This window comes from Kribbella sp. NPDC050470 (assembly GCF_044458365.1).
Taxonomy (GTDB): Bacteria; Actinomycetota; Actinomycetes; order Propionibacteriales; family Kribbellaceae; genus Kribbella.
Genome location: NZ_JBITHV010000008.1, coordinates 310,878 through 334,165, shown reverse-complemented (window position 1 = coordinate 334,165; position 23,288 = coordinate 310,878). Strand labels below are relative to the sequence as shown.

Here is a 23,288-nt window from a genome sequence, read left to right as displayed (position 1 = left end):
AGATGGACCGGGTCAGCCCGCGCTTCATCACTCTCTACGCGCTGGCGTCCATGGGCACCTCGCTCGTCTTCCTGGCTCCCCTGCTCGTCTCCTTGGCCCTGAAGGTCAACTCGCTGGTCGGGATCGAGCAGGCTCCGAACAGCCTGGCTCTCGTCGCCGGCGTCGGCTCGGTCGTGGCGATGGTCGGCAACCCGTTCTTCGGCAAACTCAGTGACCGTACGGCGTCGCCGTACGGCATGCGCCGGCCCTGGATGGTCACCGGCCTCGCCGGCGGCTGTCTGGGCATCCTGATCGTCGCCCTGGCACCCAGTGTCCTGGTCGTCCTCATCGGATGGTGCCTCGCGCAGCTGTTTCTGAACGCACTGCTCGCCGCCCAGGTCGCGGTGCTGCCGGACCAGGTCCCCGTCGCTCAACGCGGGATGGTCGCCGGTGTCCTCGGGATCGGTCTGCCGGTTGCGTCGGTGGGCGCCACCTACCTCGTCCAGCTGTTCACCGGCAACCGGCTCGCGATGTTCCTGGTGCCCTGCGCGATCGGCGGGTTCTTCGTCGTGCTGTTCGTGATCACGCTGAAGGATCGCCGGCTCGATCAGGCGCACAAGCCGGCGTGGTCCTGGCGCGAGCTGGCCGGCACGTTCTACGTCGACCCGCGCAGAAGCCCGGACTTCGCTTGGGCGTTCGCCAGCCGATTCATGCTGCTGCTGGCCTATGCCTTCCTCACCACCTACCAGGCCTACTACCTGCTCGACCAACTCGGCAGCCCGGAGGCCGATGTACCGCACCAGGTCTTCCTCGGCACCCTCGCCCAGTCCGCCGCCCTCATCACCGCGTCCCTGCTCGGAGGCGAGCTCTCCGATCGCACAGGCCGGCGGAAGATCCTCGTCGTCATCGCGTCGATCCTGTACGGCGTCGCGCTGTTCGTGATCGCAGTCGCCGACGACTTCAACGGCTATCTGCTCGGTATGGGCCTCAGCGGTCTCGGCTTCGGCCTGTACGTCGCCGTCGACCTGGCACTCGTGGCCGACGTACTTCCCGATCGGGCATCCGCCGCGAAGGACCTCGGGGTGTTCAACATCGCCGGGGCGCTGCCCTTCTTCGTCGCGCCCGCCATCGCGCCGGCGATCCTGGCGGTCGGAGGCGGCAGCTACGCCGTGCTCTACACCGTTGCAGGCGTGTCGGCCCTCACCGGGGCCGCGGCGATCCTCCCGGTCAAGCGTGTCCGCTGAGGTCGGACGTATACGCAGCTTGGAGGTCGTCGTCCCACGGGTCGGTCTCGGCGGCGAGGGAGTCGAGGACGGTCTCCGGGCGGGTCGCACCGGAGATCACCGAGAGCACCGGCGACGAAGCCAGCAGGGCGCGGAGTTGCAGGCGTTGGACCGAGACGCCGCGCTCCTCTGCCTTGGCCGCGAGGTTGGGACCGCTCGCAGATCGCAGCGGCGAGTATGCGAAGAACGTCACCTGGTTGGCTTCGCACCACGCGAGCACGTCGGCCGACTCACGCCCCATCGCGCTGTGCTGGTTCTGTACGGCGTCCACGCGCGCGACCGCCGTGGCCCGTTCGAGCTCGGCGACGCTGACGTTGGACAGACCGATCCGCGCCAGCTTCCCCTCGTCGCGCAGGGTCGCGAGCGCCGCGATGCCTTCCTCCACGGGCTGTTCGGCGAGGTCCACCCGGTGCAGGTAGTAGAGGTCCAGGCGCTCACCACCGAAGACGCGCAGGCTGGTCTCCACGTCCTCACGGATCCGGGGTGCGCTGATGTCCGCGTCCCAGGTGGTCTCACCCGTTCGGGAGTGACCACCTTTCGTGCCGACGATGACGCCCGTACCGTGGGCGGCTTCCGCGGCCAGCTCCTCGCCGTACAAGGGCTGATCGACGTGGGCGTACGCCCGCGCGGTGTCCAGGATCGTCGCGCCCGCGGCGATGCCGGCCCGGAGCGTCGCCAGGTCACCCGATCGGTCCCGAGGGGCGAACGAGAGTCCGGCGACGCCGAGTGCAACCCGGCCGGCGAGCTCCGTCACTGGGTCTTCTCGCGGAGCCAGTCGGGGATGTACTGGTCCTCGCGCGGGAACTCGGCCAGGTCGGACGCGTAGATCTCGGCGTCGACCGGCATCGACCACGCGGGCTCGCTCTCGTAGTCGAAGTCGGTCGTGAAGTGCCCGTCCGCGGTGATCGAGATGGTTGCTGTCAGCCACGTTCCCTTGCCCTGCTGGTACATCTGCAGCCGCAGGGTCTCGAAGTGTCCCTCCAGCCCCTCGGCCAGCGGATCCACCTGCTCGGCATTTCCTTCTGCGTCGACGACATCCGCGTCGAGCTCCGCGTACGGCGCCGTCGCGCGGTAGGTCGCCCGCACCTCACGCCACCCGGCGGGCAACTCCGACGTCAGGGCCCGCGCGATCGCCTCGATCGTGCCCATCTCGTTGGTCATCTCGGTCATCAACGATCCTCAACGGTCCCGGTTCGCCTGGGGCTTGGTCTCCTTGAAGATACGCCGCGGCGATCTTCGTCCGTCATGGCGGTCGACCACCGCCCGGGACGACGGCCGGCGCGTGGTCCCGTCCGGGTAGCGCACGTCGATACTGGCATGCACCTGGATGCCCGCCGCGCGCAGCGCCTGCCAGCTCTCCTCCATCCGCCGCCAGTTGTCGCTGGCCTTCACCGCCTGGTTCTGGTTCCGCGACTGCGCGGTGAGGTTGACCGCCTCCCCGGGGCCGTCGAACGCCGTACCGAACAGGTGCCCACCGTCGTCGTTTCGCTGGCGGTCGGGCTCACCGGCCGCACGTTGCGCGCTCAGGTTCCGCCGCTCGTCGTTCTCCTTCGAGGGCAACCAGCCGAGCCATCCCTCTGCGTGCGTGACGCGACCTGCTTTGTCGGTGGCGTAGAGGTATCTGTCGTCGACGACGTACACCGCCGAGGGCTCCGGCGCCATCAGCCGATCGTTCCACCGGTCCACGCGGCCCGACTGCTCTTTGTGCACGACAAGGCCGGCATACCGCTCCGGCACCTGGACGACATCTCCTGGCCCATACCCGACCGCGCGCACATCCGACTCATCAGCGGGCAACTCGACACGGTCCCGATCGGCCACGCCCGCAACCCTAAGGCCCGCAACTCCCCCACGCCACCGTGCTGTCCGACCTTGGTCGGTGGTCGGGCAATTCGATTGCAGGCCGGTTGTGCCCGCCGGAAAGATGCGGGGATGACCATCAGCGAGCTCTCGCCGGCCGACTCGGTGGCGATGGACCTGTGGTACGACCTGAGAGTCGTGGTCACCCGCTACGACCTGCCTGACTTCCCGATGCCGAGCCGATTGGAACACTCGGCGCGGTTCGAGCACCCGTCGCCGGGAGTCACCGAAGCGGCGTTGCTGGCCCGGGACGGCGATCGGGTGGTCGGGGCCGCGTCGTACCAACTGCCTCAGACGGAGAACCTGGGGATGGTCTATCTGGATTTGATCGTCCACCCGCAGCACCGGTGTCGCGGCATCGGGACCCGGCTGTTGGACGCGGTCTACGCGGTCGCCCGACGGCATGACCGGCGGCTGATCGAGATCCAGACGGTTCGGGAGTTGGCCGGCGGTGTCGCCCGCGACGAGGCCGGCTACCGGTATCTCACCCGCCGCGCTCACCGGCCGGGCGGAGCCAGCATCAGGTCGCGGTGCCGGCTCTCCGATCGTTCGGAGGGCGACGAGGCGATGCTCGCTGAAGCATGGACGCACGCGGACGGGTACTCGCTGGTGCAGTGGCGCGACGCGGTAGCCGACGAGATCGTCGAGGACATCGCCGCGCTGCAGAGCCGGCTGATGCTTGACGCTCCCTCCGGCGACCTGGCGGTCGAGCAGCAGAAGTACGACACCGCCCGGGTACGGCGCCAGGAGGCTTCCGAACTGGGCCGCGGCTACCGCTCCTACTCCACCGCAGCGCGACACGACGCGACCGGTCAGATCGTCGCCCGCACCAAGCTGTCGTTCGAGTCGGACGACGACACACACGCCCGCCAGCGGACCACCATTGTCGAACCAGCCCACCGAGGCCACCGCCTCGGCCTACTCATAAAGTCGGCCAACCACGCCTACACCCAAACCCACGAACCAGCCCTACGCGTAATCGACGCCTACAACTCCGAAAACAACACCCACATGCGAGCAGTCAACACCCTCCTCGGCTTCCACCCAGCCGACACCTGGTCAGTCTTCCAACTCCCGGTCCCGCCCGCCTGAGCTCCCCCGCTGCTCACGCCCGGCGTCGTGTCAACGGTTGCCGTGCCGACCGGGAAGATGCGGCACTTTGAGGCGCCCACGAAGCTGCTTACGCAAGGACTCACTGCGAGAGTGATCAGTCTCAGACACTCCGAGCGGCTCCGGGGCGGCCGCAGCCGGCGGCGCACTGCGGTACGGCGTAGGCGTGTGAAGATCACTCGCCGCCGGATCCAGGTCAATTCGCCGCTCGGTGCGCGAGGTGCGGTCGAGGCGGCGGTCGGTGGGTGGGGCGGTGGGGCGGGCGGCGTGGGGTGGGGTTTCGCGGGTGCTGGGGGTGGGGTGTTGTTCGGTCATGGTGTTCTGGACCGTGCGGTACTCCTCCTCCACGACCGGGTCGATCGCGTTGGTCTCGACCCGGGCGCGCCGGTTGGTGATGTAGTACGAGAGCCAGATCCCGGCGGCCCCGGCGAGCATGATGACCACGCCGACGACGTTCAGATCCACCGTCCCACTGTCGTCACGAATGCCAAACGCAAGGATCGCGCCCGCCGTCATCAAGAAGATCCCGGCCCCGATACTCATCACGCCTCCATCCCTAGCCTGCCGTCTCCCCCCAGTACCCCACTCCCACACCCCGAGTCGCCGTACCCCTCCACGACACCGGCGCGATCCGTCCCCTCCACGGCACCGGCGCGATCCGCGATTCTGGGGTGGTGAAGCCAGTCGAGTCTGGACCCCGGCGACAGTGGTACGTCGGGATGGCAGTCATCGGCTCGATCTGGGCGGCGTTCCTGCTCCCGCCGCAACTGGTCGCCTGGGACGGCATCGCCGCGCCCATCTGGGCACAGCGGCTCGCAGACACCACGCCGTACGACGCGATCCGCCACCTAGCGGCCGCCCTGTCGATCTCCGACGACTACACCCTGTTCGGCACGCTCGTGGCTCCGTCATTCTTGCTCATCGGTACGGCGCTCCTCCCCGCCGCAAGGATCGCAGGACGCTGGACAGTCACATTCGCGGTGCTGACGATGCTCGGCGCCCCAGTGACGGTCATCAGCTACGTCAGCCCTCACCTAGAGGCGCCCTGGCAATACCTCTGGGGAGCCGAGATCCCGCTGTTGCTGGCAATCTGCCTCTGCTCGATCCCGACAGGCGTCCTCGCCTACCGGCCGCACCGCCTCCCCGGTTGGTGGGCGACCCTGCTCGGGTCGACCACCGTGGTCTTCATTGCGAGCACCGCACTCTTCGAGTACTTCCCCCACGGCACCCTCGTTGGCTACGGCGCTGAAGTCGCCGTACTCACCCTTGGGTGTGGAGGGTTGGGCGGTAGATGAGTTCCTGGGTGTTGGTGTCGAGTACGCGGCTCTCGATCAGCTCGAGGTCGAAGTCGGCGGCGTTCTGGAAGACCGGGTCTACGCCGGTTCGACCGGTGATCACGGGGAAGATCGTCACCTGGATGCGGTCGACGAGGCCGGCGGCCATCAGGGCGCGGTTCAGGGACAGGCTGCCGTGAGAGCGCAGCGGCACGTCGGACTCCGCCTTGAGCCGGGCGACGACCTCGGCGGCGTCGCCGTTCGCGAGGGTCGCGTTCGCCCACTCGAGCGGGCCTTGCAGAGTGCTCGACACCACGGTGGTCGGCATGGTCATCATCCGGGTGTTCACCGGGTCGTCGACCTTGGCCTCCTCCACACTCGGGCCGAGCGCCGCCACGAACTGCCGGTACGTGTTGGCCCCGAGCACCATCCGCTGCTCCTCGCCGTACATCGCGAGCCGCCGTTCGAGGAACTCGGGGCCCGCCTTACCCCAGTAGCCGCCCCAGTCGCCGCCGTCGTACGACCCGAAGCCGTCGAGGGTGCAGAAGATGTCGAAGGTGTAGCTCGCAGTCATGATGCTCCTCGAGTCCGGTACGGCGACCTGTCACCCCTGCTACGAACGCCTCAGCCCCGATCCGACAACCCCGCCCGGATCTCGTCGGCAGCAAGGCTGCCCGCGGTGAGAGTATGTCGTGCCGACGGGCGGCGACGATCGAAACTGCGAGGGGTTGCTTGTGGCTGTGGACGAGGTCCGGGACGCGTACGGACGACGGGCGGATGAGTACGCCGACCTGTTCGCCTCGACAGAGGCGATCGACGAACGGGACCGCAAGCTGGTGTCTCAGTGGGCCGGCGAGCTCACCGGCCGCATCATCGACGCGGGCTGCGGGCCTGGTCAGTGGACCAACTTTCTGCGCGGCCAGGGCTGTGACATCGAGGGTGTGGATCTCGTGCCTGAGTTCGTGGCGATCGCCCGATCGCGGTTCCCCGGCGTCTCGTACCGGATCGGTGAGCTCGACGACCTCGGCGTACCCGATCGTTCAGTGGCCGGGATCCTGTCGTGGTACTCGATCATCCACACCGCTCCGGACGACGTGCCGCGCATTCTCGCCGAGTTCGCACGGTGCCTGCGCGAAGGCGGCGGTCTGGTCCTCGGCATGTTCGAAGGCCCGCGGGTCGAGCCGTTCGACCATGCGGTGACGACCGCCTACTACTGGTCGATCGAGGCCATGTCCCAGCGACTCGTCGAAGCAGGCTTCCAGGTCGAGGCGACGGACAGCCGCATGGGCGAGAAGCGCCAGCAGGCCACGCTCATCGCGCGACGCAACTAGTCGATTCCCAGTACGTCGAATCGTTCGGCCAGATCGTCGACCCAGTCCGGCGCTGTCCGGTGGTCAGCGTGCACCAACACACTCGGACCCGGCGTCGCCAGTACGTCGTCCGCCCAGTCGCACCACCGTAGGACCGCAGGACGCTGATCCGGCCGAGTCCATCTCACGAACTGCTCGCGCAGTACGTCGGTCGTGGCCGGTTGCAACGCCGCAGGCGGAACCTCGCCGATCGCGGGTTCGACGCGCTTCCGGGTCGCCGGGTGGTGCAACTCCCCCAGGAAGCGGGCGAGTTGCCGACCCACGTCGTCCCGGTCGAGCGAGTCCACAACATCGAACAACGCCTCACCCGGCACCGGCCGGGTCACCAAGAGCAGCGGATCGGTGCTGCTCGCAACCACTTCCGGCAGGACCGGAACGGCCGGCCCGCGCGCCAACGCCGCCAGTACGGCGATCTCGTGCGCCACCCGCAGCGCGGCCGGACGAGACCACGCGAACTTCGCGACGAACCGGTCCCCGACGATCGCGCTGCCCGCCCACCACAGGGGATCGCTCTCGCCGGCTGACTCGCGAACCGCGATCCGGTAGTCGCCGAGCGCGGGCGCGACCTCCCTCAGCGCCTCGGCGACCGCGGCGGGCGAACCGTCGTCCAACCACCTCACTGCCGCCGACGCTACCCCACATCTTCTTGGGCCAGGTTGTCGGATCACTGCGGCCGTGTTCGTGGAAGGGGTGAGCGACCGCCCACCCGAGGGCAGTCCACCGACCCCGAACGGAACTGTCGACATGAAACAGTCAGAGATGAAGAGGCTCTTCCGGGCCAGGCAGCTGCTGACCGTGTTGTCGGCGCAGTCCACGTCCACCTATGCCAACCAGGTGATCGCGCTCGTCGTACCGTGGCTCGTCCTGACCCGCACGGGCAGTGCCGCGAGCGCCGGCACCATCGCGTTCATCATGGGAATCGCCGCGCTGGCCGGGACCTTGGCCGGCGGGCTGGTGACCGACAGGATCGGCGGCCGCCGGGTCTCCATCCTTGCCGACAGCCTGAGCCTGATCACCGCGCTCAGCCTGGCGCTGGTGCTGTGGCTCGACGCCTTCTCGCTCTGGCTCGTCGCGATCACCCAGGTGCTCGGGGTGTTCTTCGACGGGCCGGGACACATCGGCAAGATCAGCACGGTCCCGGCAGCGGCCGAGGAGGAAGGCGTGCCGATGACCCGGGCGATGGGCCTGACGCAGACGCTCCAGGGAGTGGCGACATTCGTGGGTCCGATCACTGCGGGTCTGCTGATCGCGGCGTTCGGCGAAGCGAACACGCTGCTGGTCACCACCGTCCTGTTCCTCATGAGCATCGTGCTCGTGTCCCGGCTGCGGAAGCAGGTCATCTCCCACGAGCAGCCGATGACACCGCGTCAGACGTACCGCGACCTGCGCGAGGCGGTGCAGTTCCTCGTCAAAGAACCCTTCCTCGGCAAGATGCAGCTGGTCGGGCCGCTGATGGGCGCCGTCATCGTGCCGATCTCGGCCCTGATCTTCCCGGCGTGGTTCATCTTCGCCCAGCAGGACTCCCGGGCGCTCGGCATCTTCCTGGGCGCCGGCGCAATCGGCGGTATGGTCGGCGGCGTCACGTTCGCCGCCCTGGCGCAGAAGCTGCCGCAACGGACGTGGCTGGTCGGCGCGACCGGCCTGTACGCCTCGGCCCTGCTCGGCCTGTACTTCCTGCAGCCCGGATCGATCCCGGCGATCGGCGTCAGCTTCCTGGCCGGATCGATGCTCAGCGTGATGTTCGCCGTACCGTACACCGCCTTCTACAGCCGCACGCCGCAGAACCTGCTGGGACGGGTGGGCAGCCTAGGAGCCGCCTACGGCTCCCTGGTCGGCGCCCTCGCCTCACTCGGCTTCGGCCGCCTCATGCACGCCGTCTCCGCTCCCCACGCCCTGATCGTCTCCGCGCTGATCATGGGCGCCATCGCGTTCGCCCTCGCCTCCCTGCCCTTCATGCGCCTCCTCGACCACCCGACCAAGCCGACGAGCAGCCCAGCAGACTCAACTGACTGGCGACCGATGGAGGATTTGGAGAGGGTGTAGCGGTGTCGGAGTACCAGCAGGCGGTCGGCAAGTCCAGGATTCGTCACGTGCTGCTCGACGCCGACGGTGTCCTGCAGGATCTGCCCGGGGGCTGGTACGCGGCCATGGAGCCGTACCTCGGCGACAGGGCCCGCGAGTTCCTCCACGAGACGTGGAAGGACGAACTCCCGATGCTCGCCGGCAGCGGCGACTACCTGCCGGTCCTCGCGGCGACCCTACGAAGCTACGGCGTGGTCGTCCCGGTAGCCGAGGTGTACGCCGCCGTCTGGAAGAACATCGTCGTCGTCGAAGAATCGATAGCCCTGGTGCGAACCCTCAGGAGCAACGGGTACGGCGTCCACCTCGGTACGAACCAGGAGCGGTACCGCGGCACTCACATGCGAACAGTCCTCGGGTACGACGACCTGTTCGACGTGAGCTGTTACTCCTACGACCTCGGCGTCGCGAAGCCCGACCCAGCCTTCTTCACCCAAGCCGCCCACCGCATCGGCGCAGCCCCGGAATCAATCCTCTTCATCGACGACACCGACCGAAACGTCACGGCTGCCCGCACAACCGGAATGCCCGCCGAGCAATGGTCCCTACCCCAGGGCCACGACCTCCTCCGCACCCTCTTCGCAACGCACGGCATCACCACCACGTAACGCCATCCACGCCGAGCCATGCCGGTCTCCACACCGCCGACCGCGAGCCAACACACCAACCACGCCATCCCGCCAGCCCGGTGTACCCCACAGGCGGAGGACAGCACGCACCCGGTGGGCGGGCCCGGAACGATCACCAAACCCGGTCCACGTTCCGCTTACACCACCACGCCCGCCCAGGACCACGGGGCTGTCGACGGCGGGCGACAGCACGCAACCATGGGCGGGCGGGAGCCACCGGCGGAGCACGCGACGCGGGAGCGCGCGGGCCGGCGGCGTGGGGAAGCTACCGGGGGCCGATGACGGACAAGGATTGGCGGGCTATTTCCCATTCCTCGTTGGTGGGGATGACTAGGACTGCGACGGGACTGTCGTCGGGCGACACGAAGCGAGCGTCCGAGGAATCCTCCGCGTTGCGGGCAGGGTCGACGTGGATGCCTAGGGAGGACAGGTTTTCCAGAGAGGCGGCGCGTACGGCGGCCGAGTGCTGTCCAACCCCCGCCGTGAAGACGATCGCGTCGACCCGACCGAGTACGGCGTAGTACGCCCCGACGTACTTCTTGATCCGGTAGCAGTAAACGTCAAACGCCAACTGAGCAAGCGAATCCCCAGCCTCCCGCCGCCGTGACAACTCGCGGAAGTCGTTCTCGCCGCTCAGCCCCTTCAGCCCGGACTCGGAGTTCAACGCCCGATCGATCTCGTCCACCGACCACCCGAGCTCCCGCGCCAAGTGCCCGAGGATCGCCGGATCCACATCCCCCGACCGAGTCCCCATCACCAGCCCCTCCAGCGGCGTCAGCCCCATGGACGTGTCCACAGACTCCCCACCCCGGACGGCGGTGGCCGAGCACCCGTTCCCCAAATGCAGCACGATCACGTTCACCTCAGCCGGCTCACGCCCCAACAACCGAGCCGCCTGCTCCGCCACGAACGAGTGCGAAGTCCCATGAAATCCATACCGCCGAATCCCATGCTCCTCCGCCCACGAATGCGGCACCGCATAGGTGTACGCGTACGGCGGCAACGTCTGATGAAACGCAGTATCGAAAACCGCCACATGCGGCACCTCCCCCAGCAACCGCCGCGCCACTGAGATCCCCTCGAGATTCGCCGGATTGTGCAACGGCGCCAACGGCACCAAATCCTTCACCTCGGCAATCAGCTCATCATCGATCAACGCAGGCGAACCGAACCGAGACCCACCATGTACGACGCGATGCCCGACGGCAGCGAGATCCGACGAGTCCAGCGAAGGTCCGTACGACGAGAACGCCTCGACAACCCACTGCAACGCCTCCTCGTGCGACCCGATCGTCTCATCGCCACGCGATTCCCCATCAGGCCCGCGATGAGTCTGACTCCCGCCCGCCTCCCCGATCCGCTCGACGATGCCACCCGCCAGGCTCTCCCCCGACCTCCCGTCGACGAGGCTGTACTTCAGCGACGACGACCCCGCGTTGATCACCAGCACGTGGTCGCTCATCTACTTGCCGCCCTGCTGTGCCTGGATCGCCGTGATCGCGACCGTGTTGACGATGTCCCGAACCGTCGCCCCACGCGACAGGTCGTTGACCGGCTTCCGCAGACCTTGCAGGACGGGTCCGACCGCGACCGCGTTCGCCGAGCGCTGCACCGCCTTGTACGTGTTGTTGCCGGTGTTCAGATCGGGGAACACGAACACGGTGGCCTTTCCGGCGACGGGCGAGTCCGGCAGCTTGGTCCGGGCGACGGCGGCGTCAATGGCTGCGTCGTACTGGATCGGCCCCTCGACGAGCAGACCGGGCGCGCGTTCGCGGACGATGGTGGTTGCCTTCGACACCTTCTCGACGTCCGTCCCGGTGCCGGAGGTGCCGGTCGAGTACGACAGCATCGCGACCCGCGGCTCGATGCCGAAGGCCGCCGCGGTCGCCGCCGACGAGGTCGCGATGTCGGCGAGCTGCTCGGCGGTCGGATCCGGGATGATCGCGCAGTCGCCGTACACGAGCACCTGGTTCTGCAGGCACATGAAGAACACCGACGAGACGGCGGAGACGTCTGGCACGGTCTTGACGACCTCGAGCGCCGGCCGGATCGTGTGCGCGGTGGTGTGTACGGCGCCTGACACCATCCCGTCGGCCAGGCCGAGCTGGACCATCATCGTGCCGAAGTACGACACGTCCTTGACCAGCTCGCGGGCCCGCTCGAGGTCGATGCCCCGGTGTTGCCGGAGCCGGTGGTACTCCGCGGCGAACTCTTCCGCCAGCGGATCGTCCTCTGGGCTGACGACCCGAGCTGAGGCGACGTCCACACCGAGCGCGGCGGCCTTCGCACTGATCGCGATCGGGTCGCCGAGCAGCGTCAGGTCCGCGACCCCGCGACGCAGGAGTACGTCGGCAGCGCGCAGGATCCGCTCCTCCTCGCCCTCCGGCAGGACGATGTGTTTGCGGTCGGCAACTGCCCGGTCGAGCAACTGGTGCTCGAACATCAGCGGAGTCACCGCGCTGGTGCGCGCCACCGCAAGGTGATCCAGGAGCGCTTGACCGTCGACGTACTGCCCGAACAGCGCGAGCGCCACGTCCACCTTCCGCGGCGAGTCCTTGGTCAACCGGCCGCGTACGGCGGTGAGCGCGGCCGACGTCGCCTGGGTGCCGAGACTGGTCTCGAGGATCGGCAAGGTGACGCCGAGCCCGCCGATCAGGCGCTGGACCTGGTCGGGCAGCTCGAAGCCGCCGTTCAGGACGATGGCCGAGATCTGCGGGAAGTTCCGGGAAGCGTGCGCCATCAGGACCCCGAGCACGACCTCCGGACGGTCGCCGGCGGTCACCACCGCGGCGCCCTCGGCCAGCCGGTCCAGGACGTTCGGCATGGTCATCGCGGCGACCACCAGCCCGGTGACCTCGCGGGACAGCAGTTGCGGATCACCGCTGAGCAGGCGGCCGTCGATCGGAGCCAGGAGGTCCGCGACCGAGGGCTGGTTCAGCACCGGCTCCTCCGGGATCGCGAACGCCGGGGCGCCGGCACCGGCCAGCGCGTCGACCACGGGATTCAGCAGCTCCTTGCCGACCCGGTTCGCGATCACCGCGAACAGCGAGCCGTGGTTCGCGTGCAGCTCGGCCACCGCGATGTCGGCGATGGTCCGCACCTCGCGCGGAGTGCGTTCGTACCCATTCAGAACCAGCAGCACCGGTACGCCGAGGTTCGCCGCGATCTTCGCGTTGTACGAGAACTCGGTCGGCGTCCCCACGTCGGTGTAGTCGCTGCCGACCACGACGACCGCGTCGGCGCGCTCGGCGACCGCGTGGAAACGCCGCACGATCGTGTCCAGCGCGGCATCCGGGTCCGCGTGCACCTCGTCGTACGTGACGCCCACGCTGTCGTCGTACGGCACGGTGACGGCATCGTGAGAGGTGAGGAGGTCGAGCACGTAGTCGCGACCGCCGTGCCCGGCGGTGTCCGCGCGGACGATCGGCCGGAACACGGCCACCCGCCCGACCCGCCGCGAGAACTGCTCGAGCACCCCGAGCGCCACCGTGGACTTGCCGGTGAACCCCTCGACCGAAGCGACGTACACGCTGCTGCCCATACCGGCACCCTAACCACCCGCCGCTCCGACCCGGCCCACCCGGATGGTCCGCGACCCGCCATCATTGGGGGATGCGAGTCCACCTCCCCCCGCGCGCGCACGCCGCCGTGGTCGCGGGAGCGGCAGCGGTTCCCGCGCTGGTCTGCGCGGCGACGGTGCCGTTCCGGGCCCGAATCGAGAACACCAACGCGGCCCTGGTGCTCGTCCTGGTCGTCATCGCCGCCGCGGCGACCGGCATCCGGCGCGCGGGGATCATCGCCGCCCTGTCCGGCACGGTGTGCTGGGCCTTCTTCCTCGCGCAGCCGTACCAGCAGTTCACCATGACCGACGGGGCGGACATCGCCACCGCCGCGCTGCTCTCCGTCGTCGGCATCGCGGCGGCGGAGATCCTCTGGAGCCGGCGGCGGCAGGTCCGCGCCGACCAGCAGCAGGTGTACCTCGACGGCATTCTCCGTACGGCGGGCATCGTCGCGGCCGGCAGCTCACACACCGAGGGCGTCATCGTGCACGTCGCCGACCAGCTCGTGGACCTGCTCGGCGTGGACGACTGCTACTTCGACAGCGACACCCGAGACGAGGCCCCGGCCGCCCTCGTCCGTGACGGCTCCGTCGTACGGCGAGGTCGCGAGCTCGAGGTCGAACGCTTCGGCCTGCCCACCGACTGCGAGATCGAGCTCCGGGTCCACCACGACGGCATCACCCGCGGCCGCTTCGTCCTGGTCGCGTCCACCCGGCTGGCCCGCCCGTCACTCGCCCAGCGCCAGGTCGCAGTAGCCCTGGCCGACCAGGTCGGCGCCGCCCTCGCCACCCACCACCGCCCAACCTGACCGGGTGCCGCTTCAGTCCATCGCGTCGATGAAGGACTTGATGTGGGGCAACTGGTCGGCTGCAATGGTGTGCCCGCCGGAGAAGTGGTGGAGGTGGACGTCGGCGGAGTGGTGGCGGAGTTGTTCGGTGAGACGGCGGGTTTGGGCTTCGGTGGCCATCGGGTCGTGGTCGCCGTTCACGATGAGGACGGGTTTGCCGGCCAGCGAGTCGTCCCGCGGTTCGTCGGCGGCGAACGGGACCATCGCGGCGAGCAGGACGGCGCCGGCCAGCGACTCGGGGTGGCGCAGCAGCAGGGCGGAGGCCATGTTGGCGCCGTTGGAGAAGCCGACCGCCAGCCAGGAGCCGGCCGGGACGTCGTACTTCTGCTCGGCGGCGGTCAGGAAACCGGCCAACTCGTCGGCGCGCCGGCGGAGGTCGTCCTCGTCGAAGACGCCCTCCCGGATCCGGCGGAAGAACCGGTACATACCTTGCTCCGACACCGTGCCCCGAGGTGACAGCACCGGGGCGTCGGGTGCCAGGTGCTGGCGCAGTACGAGCAGGTCGTGCTCGTCGCCACCGGTCCCGTGCAGCAGCAGAAGCGGCGGCGTGGACGTGCCCGGTTGCCAGACGTGTGGGCGCCGGAGCAGGTCCTCACTCATCCGTCGACCGGCCGCGGGGCGGGCGGCACGCGCAGCGGCGGCAGCGAGGCCTGGATCTGCTCCCGGTTCGGCTCCAGCCAGGGCGGCAGCTTCAGGTGCTGGCCGAGCTCGAGCAGCGGCTCGTCGACCGTGAAGCCCGGCTGGTCGGTGGCGATCTCGAGCAGGACTCCGCCCGGCTCCCGGAAGTAGATCGACGTGAAGTAGCGCCGGTCGAGGATCTCGGTCACCTGCACACCGGCCTCGATCAGCTCCAGGCGCCACTTCGCCTGGGTCTCACCGTCCGGCGCCCGGAAGGCGATGTGGTGCACGGTCCCGGCCGCCTGGAGTCCGCGCGACACATTCTTGGGCTTGACGTCGACCGCCGTACCCTGAGCGCCGCCCGACATCACGAACCGTGACCCGTCGGCGGTGTCCTGGCCGTGGCTCATGCCCAGCATGCCCGCGAGCATCTCGGCCGTCGGGTCGAGTAGCTTCTCCGTCATCGTGACCGAGAACAGGCCACGGATGGCGCTGTCGAACGGGATCGAGGCGACACCGTCCCACCCCGACCGGCTGTCACCCTCGGACGCGACCAACTCGATCACCAGACCATCGGGATCACGCAGCCGCAGCACCTCCTCGTCGGCGCGCGCAACCGGCTCGTCCGCATCGACATCGAGCGCCCGCAGCCGCTTCTGCCACCACCCGAGCGACTCCGGCGGGACACTGAACGCGGTCGCCGTCGTAAGCCCGGTGCCTTGCCGGCCGTACGGCGCTCCCGGCCACGGGAAAAACGTCAACAGAGTCGATGGCCGGCCCGAGGAGTCGCCGTAGTAGAGGTGATACGTGTCCGGGGCGTCGAAGTTGACCGTCCGCTTCACCAGCCGCAACCCCAGCACGTTGGTGTAGAAATCCACGTTCCGCTGCGGATCCTCCGCAATCGCCGTCACATGGTGCAGCCCGTGCGGCGCGACCGACTCGACCATCGCTCGACCCCTCCCCATTGCGAACGCCCAACCCTTCGACAGTACGACCGGATCTCTGCCGCGACCACGCCCGAACAGCACGAATCTGAATCCCCGGGATCAGCACAGAGCGGAGTCGGCGCAGTACTCCGCGCGACCGCCGACGACGGTCGCGAGGACCTTGATGTTCGGTAGCGAATCCACCGAGGCGGTCGTCGGGTTGTCCGCGAGGATCACGAGGTCGGCGTACTTGCCGGGAGCCAGGCTGCCCTTCACGTCCTCCTCGAAGGTGCCGTAGGCGGCGTCGATGGTGAACAGTCGCAGTGCCTGATCGACGGTGAGGCGCTGCGCGAGCTGCCAGTCCTCCGGTGGACGGCCTTGGTAGCTCTGCCGGGTCATCGCCTGGTGGATCGCCTCGAGCGGTGATCCGTGCGGCATCTGGTTGCCTACTGCAAGCACCAGCCACGGGATGTCCGTGCTGCCGATGGTGCGGACCTCGCTCTCCACCAGATCCCGCCAGCGCGCGATCCAGCGGGTCTCGCCGCGAGCCACCAGCTCGGGGAAGCCCGCCTCCGTCGCCAGGTCCCCCGGGATCCCGGGTTGGATGGAGGCAATCACTCCCAGCTCAGCCATCCTGGTGAGTTGATCGTCCCGGAGCTGGATCACGTGCTCAGCACGGTGGCGTGCGTCCGGGACCGGCTGCGCAGCCTGTGCCCCCGCGACCGCCGTCAAGTACTGGTCGACCGCCTGCGCACTGATCACGTGCGCGGTCACCTGCCAGCCGAGCCGGTGCGCCGACAGGACGTACTCGTCCAGCTCGGTCTGGTCCCAGTGGAACCGCGTACCCCAGTCGTGGTCGAGGAACAGCTTGATGCCGCCCAGCCGCAGGTGCGGGCTGTACGCGTGCCGGGGCTCGAACCCGCGGAACCACTGCCCGAACTTCTCGTCCTCGAAGTTGACCGGCAGGTAGGCGTTGACCCGCAACCGGAGTTGGCCGGCCGCGTCGAGGGCACGCAGGTCGGCCAGTCGCTGATAGTTGACGAACTGCTCGTTGATGCTGGTCCAGCCCCGGCTGAGGGCCGCGTCGATCGCCAGGTCGGCGTTGTACCCGATCATGCTTCCGTCGCCGATCCAGTGCGCGTGCGAGTCGATGAACCCCGGCAGCACCGTCCGCCCGCCGAGATCCACGACGCGCGTCGGGCGATCCCGCAACGCCAGCACCTCGTCGTCGCTGCCGACCGCCAGGATCCGTCCGTTGCGCACCGCAACCGCCTCGGCGCGCGGCCGCCCGTCGTCCATCGTGAGCACGATCCCGTTGCGGTAGATCACTTCAGGCGCAGCAGGACTCGTCGCGGCGAGCGGCAGCAGCAAAAGCGCCCCGCACCCGACGACAACCCCGCCAAGGCGCCAAGACAACCGCACGCCTCATCGTCGCACCGCGAGGCCTTAGACGCGATCACCCACGACGGCCGGCGCCGGGATAGGGAGTACTCCCGATGTGCGAGCCCTACCTCAGAGGAGCAGATTACGCCGTCATGGGAGATGTCGACGACAGCAGTCCGACGAGTACGGTCGAACCGCGATTTCGGGACGCGTTGCGCACCCTGCCCGGGCAGGTGTGGATCGTCAGTCTCGGCGTCATGGTGAACCGGGTCGGCAACTTCCTGCCGGTGTTCATCGTGCTCTATCTGATCGGGCGCGGGTACTCCGCCAGTGCCGCGGGGTTCGTGCTGGGTGTGTCCGGCCTGGCCAACGTACTCGGCAACACCGTCGGCGGCTACCTCACCGACCGGATCGGGCGCCGCTGGACGATCGTGGTGTCCGCGCTACCCACCTCGGCGCTGACGGCGGTCGTGCCGTTCCTCGGCAGGTACGCGCTCATCGTCGCGGTGGTCGGACTGATCGGTGTGACGTCGCAGGTGTACCGACCGGCCGCGGCCGCCGTACTGCTCGATTCCGTGTCGACGCCTCAGCAACGGCTCGCCGCGTTCGCGGTGTTCCGGTTCGCGATGAACGTCGGCGCTGCGCTGGGCGGCGTGGTCGGGGGTGTGCTGGCGAGTACGTCGTACACGGAGCTCTTCCTGGGCAACGCTGTCGCGTGTCTGCTGTTCGGCGTGGTCATGGCTGTGCTGCTGCGGGATAGGCCCCAGCAAGGGCCCGCTCAGGACGAGTCATCGGCGGAGGCGGAGCAGGCGGTCGGATACCGGCAGGCGCTCGCCGACCGCACGCTGGTGAGGTTCCTGGTGATGACGCTGGTCGCGGAGTTCGTCTACATCCAGACCACCGTCGGCCTGCCCTTGCACGTCAGCGACGTCGGCCTGACGGCGCGCGACTTCGGCCTGCTGATCGGGCTCAACGGTCTCGTGGTGCTGGCGCTGGAGCTGCCGACCGCCGCCGTGGTCTCCCGATATCGGCTCCCGTACGTCCTTGCCATCGGCAACGTACTCATCGGGGCCGGCCTCGCGCTGACCGGCGTGGCGACCGACCTGATCCTGCTCGCGGCGACGGTCCTGATCTGGACGCTCGGCGAGATGATGACCAGCTCCGTCGCCAACGCCTACCTGGGCAGCCTCACTCCCCCACGCATGACCGGCCGCTACCAGGGCCTCTACTTCGCCGCCTACACCACCGGCACCGGCACCGGCCCCCTCATCGGCGGCGCCCTCTACGCCCTGGCCCCCTGGACCCTCTGGACCCTGACCGCCACCGCCGGCCTCCTCGCCGCCTACCTGTGCCTCCCCCGCCGCGTCCGCTGACCCTCAGGCGTCCAGGTCCCGGTGCCGCCGCCTGTCGTGCATCGCCCGTACGGCGTCCCACCGAAGCTCATGCATCACGAAGGAGACCAGCTCCACCATCCCCGGTTTGACAGGACTGAGCAGAGAGATGAGTGCGGCTTCGAACCTCGGCCGTTGGTCCGGGTTGTCTCGCAGTACCTGCAGCGCCCGCTCGAGCCCCGGCTCAAGCGGCTCGACTCCAGCGGCCTCGGTGGCCGTCTCCTGAACGTCGTGCGGACGGGTCTGGTACCTGTCGAGATCCGCCAGCTCCGCTATCCGCTGCGTTGGAAACACCTGCAGATTGGCGGGCAGCACCTGCACCCAGCCGGCCCGGTCACCAGGCGGTGGGGACTGGCTCGCCGAGCAGCGCCCTCCGAAGCACGTCATACGCGTCGGGCAACGGCAGAACCCGGCTGTAGACCTGCCACCGGATGTGCTCGTCGCTCAGGTCGGCTCCAGGCATGCCCGCAAGGTGAGCCAGCAACCCCAGATCGTCAGACTGCATCGCGCATCAGGAGGCCCCGCCGGAGTTGCGCTCGTCTGCCTGGCGGCGGAGTTGGTCCAGCACGACTGGGTCGAGCTTGCCGGCCACGAGCCGCTCCTCGAAGTTCTCGGTGCTTGCCCAGGTGTCGAGTGCCTCGACTACGCCGTTCCCGCCGGCGGTCGAGTAACCGAGGGTTTCCAGGCGGGCGGCTACCTCAGCGGCCAGGTCGCCTTCCAGCGGCAGCAAGGTCTCCGGCGCCGGCTTGCCGAAGTACAACTCATGGAGGTCCAGCAGGCGGCCAAGCTCGTCGACTGGCGCTCGATGGTCGTCGACGCGCAGATCGATGGCGATGTCGAGCACCCCGCCGTACGCGGCGCCCTCCCGCCACACCCGAAGCGCCGCACTCTGCCGACCACGCCGATCCCCACCAGCCTGGTCCCCGGCCGCCAGCGCCGCCACCAGCCGCCGCTCAAACGCCTCACCAGCACTTGCCTTCCAGGCATCAGCCATGGCCGCCACCACGTGCGGTCCGGCCAAGATGTTGCCCTGAACCGCGAATCCGTCCCCGGCTCGCCCGCCGGCCCAGTCCAGGCACGACCCGCCGGTGAACGTCGCACCGCGCCCGTGAGTGTCGACCATCCCGACCTGGCGGTGCTCGCGCTCGTCGTCCACGTCCGTCAACTGCGCGACCGCCTGCTCAGCGGAAACACCACCGGCGAGCAACTCGAGACCGTCCGGCCCGTACGACAGGTTCGCCATCGCCTGCGTAGCAACCGCCCCAGCGCCGGCCCGCCCCCAAGGCACCACCGCGCCGACCGCCAGAAACTTCGACGCAACCGCGATCCCCCAAGAGCTGGACTCCGCATCGAACGCCACCACAGAAAAGGTCATCCCACGCTCCAGTCGCCGGTCCTGTCCAAGCAGCGCACAGCAGTGTAGGCGTCTTCAATCGCCACCCGGAGTGCTCACTGCTGAGGAGCGGTGACTGTCGTGACTGTGGTCGCCCGCGGCAGGTCGCGGACTGAGCGCGAAGCGAGTGTCGCTATGGCGATGGCGATGTAGGCCAAGCCGGCGATCACCATGACCCGCTGGATGCCGAAAGCCAGACCGAGCGGACCGAACAGTAACTGGCCGATCGGGATCGCGATGAACGAGCCGAGCATGTCGTAGGAGTAGACGCGGGACAGCATCTCGTCAGGCACGTGCTCCTGCATGGCCAGGTCCCAGCCGAGCCCGAAGACCTGGCTGCCGAGGCCGGCCAGGAACGCGGCAGCCATCCCCGCCACCAGCACGGGCTCGAAGCCGAGCACGACCATTGGGAGCCCGGCGAGCGCCATCGCGAGCATTCCCCACCGGAGCGGCCGGCGTAGCGAGAGCCGGATCAGGATCAGCGAGCACACCAGGAAGCCGACCGCCTGGGCCGAGCGGATCAGGCCCCACCCAGCCTCGCCGATGTCGGTCTGGGTCGCGAGCACCGGGCCGAGGGTGTTGAACGCCCCGCTGGCGATTGCATTGAGCAACGAGAACGCGGCGACGACCACCCAGAGCCACGTGGTGCTGCGGAGGTAGGTCCAGCCCGCGCGAAGGTCGGCGACAGCGCCCTGGCTGTGCTGTCCGCCGTCCGGGCGCGGGATGCGCACTCGAGTCAGGGCCAACGTCGCAAGCAGGTACGTCGCTCCGTCCACGGCCAGCGCCCAGCCCGGACCAACGACGGCCACGAGCACGCCGCTGGCCGCCGGGCCGAGGACCATCAGTGCGTTCTCGGGTACCGCGAGTACGAGGTTCGCCGCCTTTAGTTGGTCACGTGGGACCAGTTGCGGGAGCACGCCCGCCAGGGCCGGCATGCCCGCTGCGCTGGCGGTGCCGTTGATCGCGGCCAGCGCCGCCAGGTGCCACACCTCGGCGGTGCCGCTGATCACCAGCACGGCCGACGCCAGCTGGCTGAGGCCCGACAGGACATTGGCCGCTTGGATCACGAGGGTTCGGCCGAACCGGTCGGCCAGCACGCCACCGGCCAGGAGGAACACGACCATCGGAATGCTGTAGGCGGCCAGGACCGTCCCGAGGGCGGACGCCGAGTCGCTGACCTCGAGTACGGCGAAGGCGAGCGCGACGCCGGCCATCGTCGTACCGGCTCGGTCGATCAGCCGGGACATCCAGTAGTAGCGGAAGTTCGGCTCGCGGAGCGGCGCGAGTGCTTCGCTCATGACCGCTCCTTCTTGGTCATCTCGAACGTCCAGGACGTGGCGCTGACATGGACGGTGCCCGGCGTCCGCGGCGGCTTGTTGTTGTCGTGCATCAAGGCAGACGCCTCCCCCAGGAGCTCGCGCACGCGCTCCCACACCTCGGGCTCCACCCAGCCGTCGAGATCACTGAGGTGACTCGGTCCACTCCGCTTACGCTGCATCATCCGCCGCTCAAGCTCGCGGCCAAGCGCCCGCACCTCGGCGATCCGGCTCTCCGTCGTCGCGGGTGAACGCCGCCGGCTGCGGTCCTCGTGCGGATACCGGTACCGCTTCGCGACCCCGCCCCGGATCCGCTCCTCCCCCGCCTCCACAACCGTCCCCGACTCGAGCAGGATCCGCAGGTGGTACGACGCATTCGCATGCGTCAACCCAAGCTCCCGGGCCACCTCCGCAGCACTCATCGCCGACCCGGTCAGCAACGAGAGCATCCGCAACCGCACCGGATGGGCCACCGCCCGCAGCTCCCGCACATCGTCACCGGTCACCGCACCTCCACCCCCAAACAAGTCTTTGGCAGTAACCCTGCCCGACGACCGCATCAACCGTCAAACAGTTATTGGGCAGTCCGAGGGTTGCCGGGAACATATCAAGGATCTCGATGAGTTCTGTCAGGGATTGGCATTGGACGTCATACGGCGGCACGGGCCAGGGTGGAGCATGACAGCAAGATCAGCGCGAGACCGCCCAGGGAGTGGAGCATGACGACAGGCAAGGGCAAGGTGCTCTCCGGCATCACCATCTCGATCGACGGGTACTCGGCCGGCCTCAACCAGACCGAGGAGCGCCCGTTCGGCGACGACGGCGGCGACGGCTGGGGCGACAAGCTGCACGCCTGGTACTCCGAGACCCGCGACGAGAACCAGGCCGAGATCGACGAGATGCTGAACGCCAAGGCGTTCATCATGGGCCGCAACATGTTCGGCCCGGTGCGCGGCGAGTGGGACCGGGACTGGAACGGCTGGTGGGGCGACGAGCCGCCGTACCACGCCCCTGTCTTCGTGCTCACCCACCACGCCCGCGATCCGCAGCCGATGGACGGCGGTACGACGTACCACTTCGTCACCGACGGAATCGAGTCGGCGCTGGCTCAGGCACGCGAGGCGGCTGGGGACGGCAACGTCGCGATCATGGGCGGTGCGACCACGATCAACCAGTACCTCGCGGCCGGCCTGCTCGACGAACTGCAGCTGCACATCGCGCCGCTCACGCTCGGCGCCGGCACCCGGCTGTTCGAGGGTGTTCCGCAACTGAAACTCGAGCAGGTGAAGGCACGCGGCGCGAGTCTCGTGACGCACGTGACCTATCGCGTGCTGAGCTGAGCCCGCGGTTGTCGGCCGGCCTCCAGGAGGGCTTCGATCAGCGCGGTCGTGGCCGGCGGGTCCGGCGGCTCGCCGTACGTGACGGCGCAGATCTGCCGGCGGAAGTGGGTCAGCTCAGTGCTGTGGATGTCGGGCCGGTGATGCGCTTCGAGCGCGAAGCCAGGGATCGTCGTCACCCCGACGCCGGCGGCGACCAGAGACTGCACGACGATGATGTCGTCGCTGAGTGATGCGAAGCGTGGGGAGAAACCTTCCGACTGGCACACGTTGACCACTTCCTCCTGGCACCGCTCGCACCCGCCGATCCAGGGTGAGTCGCGATGGTTCGCGATGCTGTCGCCGGGTTGCAGGCTCAGGAGATAGATCGAGTCGTCGCAGACGTGCAGGAGGCGGAATCCGTCGGCCTCGACCGGCGCCTGCGCGTACCGGAAGATCAGCGCGACGTCGATCTCGCCGTGCCGCAGCATCTGCAGCGCCTCGACCGGGTGACGCTCGACCAGGCTGAGCTCGATCCCGGGATACGCCTCAGTCACCATCGGCACCGCCTTCGGCACGAGCGTGCTCAGCACGGAAGCGTTGGCGGCCAGGCGAACCCGGCCGGTCTGCAGCCCGACTTGGGCCGCCAACTCGTTGGTTGCCGCATCGACGCGGCCGATGATCTCGGCGGCCCGGTTGGCGAGCAGATGCCCTTCCGGCGTCAACCGGATCCCCCGACCGACGCGCTGCACGAGCTTGACGCCGGTGGCCGATTCCAGGCGGGACAGGTGATGGCTGATCGACGGCTGCGAGTAGTGCAGCTCGCGTGCCGCTTCGGTCACCGACCCGTGCCGCGCCACCGCGGCCAGAACGTTCAGATGGACCAGATTCAGCATAGATCAAAGATATCAATGCGATTTTCGAAATTTGGCATTAGACGTCATCAATCCACCG

The 23,288-nt window shown here is 68.6% G+C and carries 26 protein-coding genes; 9 read left to right on the top strand and 17 right to left on the bottom strand.

Annotated elements, in window-relative coordinates; genetic code table 11:
* Window positions 1-2: 2 nt before the first annotated feature.
* Window positions 3-1,223, top strand: coding sequence for an MFS transporter (locus ACIBGM_RS25760; protein WP_360523488.1), 1,221 nt, complete (start codon window positions 3-5; stop codon window positions 1,221-1,223).
* On the opposite strand, the gene ACIBGM_RS25755 is transcribed toward ACIBGM_RS25760, so the two are convergent.
* Genes ACIBGM_RS25755 through ACIBGM_RS25745 form a run of 3 tightly spaced genes read right to left on the bottom strand, consistent with a single transcriptional unit; the run spans window position 1,207 to window position 3,083 of the window.
* Complete coding sequence (locus ACIBGM_RS25755; protein ID WP_360523485.1) at window positions 1,207-2,016, bottom strand: aldo/keto reductase; 810 nt, start codon at window positions 2,014-2,016, stop codon at window positions 1,207-1,209. The genes ACIBGM_RS25760 and ACIBGM_RS25755 overlap by 17 nt on opposite strands.
* Complete coding sequence (locus ACIBGM_RS25750; protein WP_360523482.1) at window positions 2,013-2,432, bottom strand: immunity protein YezG family protein; 420 nt, start codon at window positions 2,430-2,432, stop codon at window positions 2,013-2,015. Before ACIBGM_RS25750 ends, ACIBGM_RS25755 begins: the two co-directional genes overlap by 4 nt.
* 9 nt (window positions 2,433-2,441) lie before the next feature.
* Window positions 2,442-3,083 (bottom strand): DNA/RNA non-specific endonuclease, encoded by a 642-nt coding sequence (locus ACIBGM_RS25745; protein WP_360523479.1) that lies wholly within the window; start codon window positions 3,081-3,083, stop codon window positions 2,442-2,444.
* 111 nt (window positions 3,084-3,194) lie between these two features.
* On the opposite strand from ACIBGM_RS25745, the gene ACIBGM_RS25740 reads away from it, so the two are divergent.
* Complete coding sequence (locus ACIBGM_RS25740; protein WP_360523476.1) at window positions 3,195-4,214, top strand: GNAT family N-acetyltransferase; 1,020 nt, start codon at window positions 3,195-3,197, stop codon at window positions 4,212-4,214.
* Window positions 4,215-4,244: 30 nt separating this feature from the next.
* Here ACIBGM_RS25740 and ACIBGM_RS25735 read toward each other — a convergent pair whose 3' ends face one another.
* Window positions 4,245-4,775 (bottom strand): DUF6458 family protein, encoded by a 531-nt coding sequence (locus ACIBGM_RS25735; protein WP_360523473.1) that lies wholly within the window; start codon window positions 4,773-4,775, stop codon window positions 4,245-4,247.
* 131 nt (window positions 4,776-4,906) lie between these two features.
* On the opposite strand from ACIBGM_RS25735, the gene ACIBGM_RS25730 reads away from it, so the two are divergent.
* Window positions 4,907-5,527, top strand: a complete 621-nt coding sequence (locus ACIBGM_RS25730; protein WP_396386962.1) for a hypothetical protein — start codon at window positions 4,907-4,909, stop codon at window positions 5,525-5,527.
* Here ACIBGM_RS25730 and ACIBGM_RS25725 read toward each other — a convergent pair.
* Entirely contained in the window at window positions 5,493-6,080 is a 588-nt protein-coding gene (locus ACIBGM_RS25725) for a dihydrofolate reductase family protein (RefSeq protein WP_396386961.1), read from the bottom strand. The genes ACIBGM_RS25730 and ACIBGM_RS25725 overlap by 35 nt on opposite strands.
* Before the next feature lie 160 nt (window positions 6,081-6,240).
* Between ACIBGM_RS25725 and ACIBGM_RS25720 the strand changes: the two genes are divergently transcribed.
* Window positions 6,241-6,837: a class I SAM-dependent methyltransferase gene (locus ACIBGM_RS25720; protein ID WP_360523465.1), complete on the top strand. Its 597-nt coding sequence runs from the start codon at window positions 6,241-6,243 to the stop codon at window positions 6,835-6,837.
* Here the strand turns inward: ACIBGM_RS25720 and ACIBGM_RS25715 are convergent.
* A complete protein-coding gene (locus ACIBGM_RS25715) occupies window positions 6,834-7,496 on the bottom strand; it encodes an aminoglycoside phosphotransferase family protein (RefSeq protein ID WP_360523462.1) in 663 nt (220 codons plus the stop codon). The genes ACIBGM_RS25720 and ACIBGM_RS25715 overlap by 4 nt on opposite strands.
* Window positions 7,497-7,635: 139 nt before the next feature.
* On the opposite strand from ACIBGM_RS25715, the gene ACIBGM_RS25710 reads away from it, so the two are divergent.
* Together ACIBGM_RS25710 and ACIBGM_RS25705 are read left to right on the top strand one after the other, a co-directional pair.
* On the top strand, window positions 7,636-8,919 hold the full coding sequence (locus tag ACIBGM_RS25710; protein ID WP_360523460.1) for an MFS transporter: 1,284 nt from the start codon (window positions 7,636-7,638) through the stop codon (window positions 8,917-8,919).
* A gap of 47 nt (window positions 8,920-8,966) precedes the next feature.
* Window positions 8,967-9,563 (top strand): HAD-IA family hydrolase, encoded by a 597-nt coding sequence (locus ACIBGM_RS25705; protein ID WP_360523457.1) that lies wholly within the window; start codon window positions 8,967-8,969, stop codon window positions 9,561-9,563.
* A 286-nt stretch (window positions 9,564-9,849) separates the two neighbouring features.
* Here ACIBGM_RS25705 and ACIBGM_RS25700 read toward each other — a convergent pair whose 3' ends face one another.
* On the bottom strand, window positions 9,850-11,046 hold the full coding sequence (locus ACIBGM_RS25700; protein WP_396386960.1) for an acetate/propionate family kinase: 1,197 nt from the start codon (window positions 11,044-11,046) through the stop codon (window positions 9,850-9,852).
* Complete coding sequence (pta, locus tag ACIBGM_RS25695; RefSeq protein ID WP_396386959.1) at window positions 11,047-13,125, bottom strand: phosphate acetyltransferase; 2,079 nt, start codon at window positions 13,123-13,125, stop codon at window positions 11,047-11,049.
* 71 nt (window positions 13,126-13,196) lie between these two features.
* Here pta and ACIBGM_RS25690 point away from each other — a divergent pair, with 71 nt between their 5' ends.
* Window positions 13,197-13,952: a DUF4118 domain-containing protein gene (locus ACIBGM_RS25690; protein WP_360523447.1), complete on the top strand. Its 756-nt coding sequence runs from the start codon at window positions 13,197-13,199 to the stop codon at window positions 13,950-13,952.
* A 12-nt stretch (window positions 13,953-13,964) separates the two neighbouring features.
* Here the strand turns inward: ACIBGM_RS25690 and ACIBGM_RS25685 are convergent, their stop codons facing one another.
* The 3 genes from ACIBGM_RS25685 to ACIBGM_RS25675 all read right to left on the bottom strand — a co-directional run bounded on the left by ACIBGM_RS25685 (window position 13,965) and on the right by ACIBGM_RS25675 (window position 16,957).
* Complete coding sequence (locus tag ACIBGM_RS25685) at window positions 13,965-14,591, bottom strand: alpha/beta hydrolase (RefSeq protein ID WP_360523444.1); 627 nt, start codon at window positions 14,589-14,591, stop codon at window positions 13,965-13,967.
* Window positions 14,588-15,556 (bottom strand): ring-cleaving dioxygenase, encoded by a 969-nt coding sequence (locus ACIBGM_RS25680; protein ID WP_360523441.1) that lies wholly within the window; start codon window positions 15,554-15,556, stop codon window positions 14,588-14,590. Before ACIBGM_RS25680 ends, ACIBGM_RS25685 begins: the two co-directional genes overlap by 4 nt.
* A 99-nt stretch (window positions 15,557-15,655) precedes the next feature.
* Window positions 15,656-16,957 carry an amidohydrolase family protein gene (locus ACIBGM_RS25675; protein WP_360523437.1) on the bottom strand — a complete coding sequence of 434 codons (1,302 nt, stop codon included), beginning with the start codon at window positions 16,955-16,957 and terminating at the stop codon, window positions 15,656-15,658.
* Between the two features lie 113 nt (window positions 16,958-17,070).
* Between ACIBGM_RS25675 and ACIBGM_RS25670 the strand changes: the two genes are divergently transcribed.
* On the top strand, window positions 17,071-18,291 hold the full coding sequence (locus ACIBGM_RS25670) for an MFS transporter (RefSeq protein ID WP_396386958.1): 1,221 nt from the start codon (window positions 17,071-17,073) through the stop codon (window positions 18,289-18,291).
* A gap of 3 nt (window positions 18,292-18,294) precedes the next feature.
* Here the strand turns inward: ACIBGM_RS25670 and ACIBGM_RS25665 are convergent, their stop codons facing one another.
* From ACIBGM_RS25665 to ACIBGM_RS25645, 5 genes are all read right to left on the bottom strand, one after another.
* Window positions 18,295-18,603, bottom strand: coding sequence for a hypothetical protein (locus tag ACIBGM_RS25665; protein WP_396386957.1), 309 nt, complete (start codon window positions 18,601-18,603; stop codon window positions 18,295-18,297).
* Between the two features lie 40 nt (window positions 18,604-18,643).
* Window positions 18,644-18,772 (bottom strand): hypothetical protein, encoded by a 129-nt coding sequence (locus ACIBGM_RS25660; RefSeq protein WP_396386956.1) that lies wholly within the window; start codon window positions 18,770-18,772, stop codon window positions 18,644-18,646.
* Between the two features lie 48 nt (window positions 18,773-18,820).
* Complete coding sequence (locus tag ACIBGM_RS25655) at window positions 18,821-19,684, bottom strand: DUF1028 domain-containing protein (protein ID WP_396386955.1); 864 nt, start codon at window positions 19,682-19,684, stop codon at window positions 18,821-18,823.
* 74 nt (window positions 19,685-19,758) lie between these two features.
* The gene (locus ACIBGM_RS25650) at window positions 19,759-21,000 is read right to left on the bottom strand and encodes an MFS transporter (protein ID WP_360523425.1); all 1,242 of its coding nucleotides are present in this window, start codon (window positions 20,998-21,000) and stop codon (window positions 19,759-19,761) included.
* Entirely contained in the window at window positions 20,997-21,524 is a 528-nt protein-coding gene (locus ACIBGM_RS25645; protein WP_360523422.1) for a helix-turn-helix domain-containing protein, read from the bottom strand. Before ACIBGM_RS25645 ends, ACIBGM_RS25650 begins: the two co-directional genes overlap by 4 nt.
* A gap of 213 nt (window positions 21,525-21,737) precedes the next feature.
* Here ACIBGM_RS25645 and ACIBGM_RS25640 point away from each other — a divergent pair, with 213 nt between their 5' ends.
* Entirely contained in the window at window positions 21,738-22,358 is a 621-nt protein-coding gene (locus tag ACIBGM_RS25640) for a dihydrofolate reductase family protein (RefSeq protein WP_360523419.1), read from the top strand.
* On the opposite strand, the gene ACIBGM_RS25635 is transcribed toward ACIBGM_RS25640, so the two are convergent.
* Window positions 22,340-23,230, bottom strand: coding sequence for a LysR family transcriptional regulator (locus ACIBGM_RS25635; protein ID WP_360523416.1), 891 nt, complete (start codon window positions 23,228-23,230; stop codon window positions 22,340-22,342). The genes ACIBGM_RS25640 and ACIBGM_RS25635 overlap by 19 nt on opposite strands.
* Window positions 23,231-23,288: the final 58 nt, after the last annotated feature.

Bases quoted from the DNA above. Each gene is read 5' to 3' on its own strand.
- ACIBGM_RS25760 (WP_360523488.1), top strand. From the start codon at position 3: ATGGACCGGGTCAGCCCGCGCTTCATCACTCTCTACGCGCTGGCGTCC.
- ACIBGM_RS25750 (WP_360523482.1), bottom strand. From the start codon at position 2,432: ATGACCGAGATGACCAACGAGATGGGCACGATCGAGGCGATCGCGCGG.
- ACIBGM_RS25740 (WP_360523476.1), top strand. From the start codon at position 3,195: ATGACCATCAGCGAGCTCTCGCCGGCCGACTCGGTGGCGATGGACCTG.
- ACIBGM_RS25735 (WP_360523473.1), bottom strand. From the start codon at position 4,775: ATGAGTATCGGGGCCGGGATCTTCTTGATGACGGCGGGCGCGATCCTT.
- ACIBGM_RS25725 (WP_396386961.1), bottom strand. From the start codon at position 6,080: ATGACTGCGAGCTACACCTTCGACATCTTCTGCACCCTCGACGGCTTC.
- ACIBGM_RS25710 (WP_360523460.1), top strand. From the start codon at position 7,636: ATGAAGAGGCTCTTCCGGGCCAGGCAGCTGCTGACCGTGTTGTCGGCG.
- ACIBGM_RS25700 (WP_396386960.1), bottom strand. From the start codon at position 11,046: ATGAGCGACCACGTGCTGGTGATCAACGCGGGGTCGTCGTCGCTGAAG.
- pta (WP_396386959.1), bottom strand. From the start codon at position 13,125: ATGGGCAGCAGCGTGTACGTCGCTTCGGTCGAGGGGTTCACCGGCAAG.
- ACIBGM_RS25690 (WP_360523447.1), top strand. From the start codon at position 13,197: ATGCGAGTCCACCTCCCCCCGCGCGCGCACGCCGCCGTGGTCGCGGGA.
- ACIBGM_RS25685 (WP_360523444.1), bottom strand. From the start codon at position 14,591: ATGAGTGAGGACCTGCTCCGGCGCCCACACGTCTGGCAACCGGGCACG.
- ACIBGM_RS25680 (WP_360523441.1), bottom strand. From the start codon at position 15,556: ATGGTCGAGTCGGTCGCGCCGCACGGGCTGCACCATGTGACGGCGATT.
- ACIBGM_RS25670 (WP_396386958.1), top strand. From the start codon at position 17,071: ATGGGAGATGTCGACGACAGCAGTCCGACGAGTACGGTCGAACCGCGA.
- ACIBGM_RS25660 (WP_396386956.1), bottom strand. From the start codon at position 18,772: ATGCCTGGAGCCGACCTGAGCGACGAGCACATCCGGTGGCAGGTCTAC.
- ACIBGM_RS25655 (WP_396386955.1), bottom strand. From the start codon at position 19,684: ATGACCTTTTCTGTGGTGGCGTTCGATGCGGAGTCCAGCTCTTGGGGG.
- ACIBGM_RS25650 (WP_360523425.1), bottom strand. From the start codon at position 21,000: ATGAGCGAAGCACTCGCGCCGCTCCGCGAGCCGAACTTCCGCTACTAC.
- ACIBGM_RS25640 (WP_360523419.1), top strand. From the start codon at position 21,738: ATGACGACAGGCAAGGGCAAGGTGCTCTCCGGCATCACCATCTCGATC.
- ACIBGM_RS25635 (WP_360523416.1), bottom strand. From the start codon at position 23,230: ATGCTGAATCTGGTCCATCTGAACGTTCTGGCCGCGGTGGCGCGGCAC.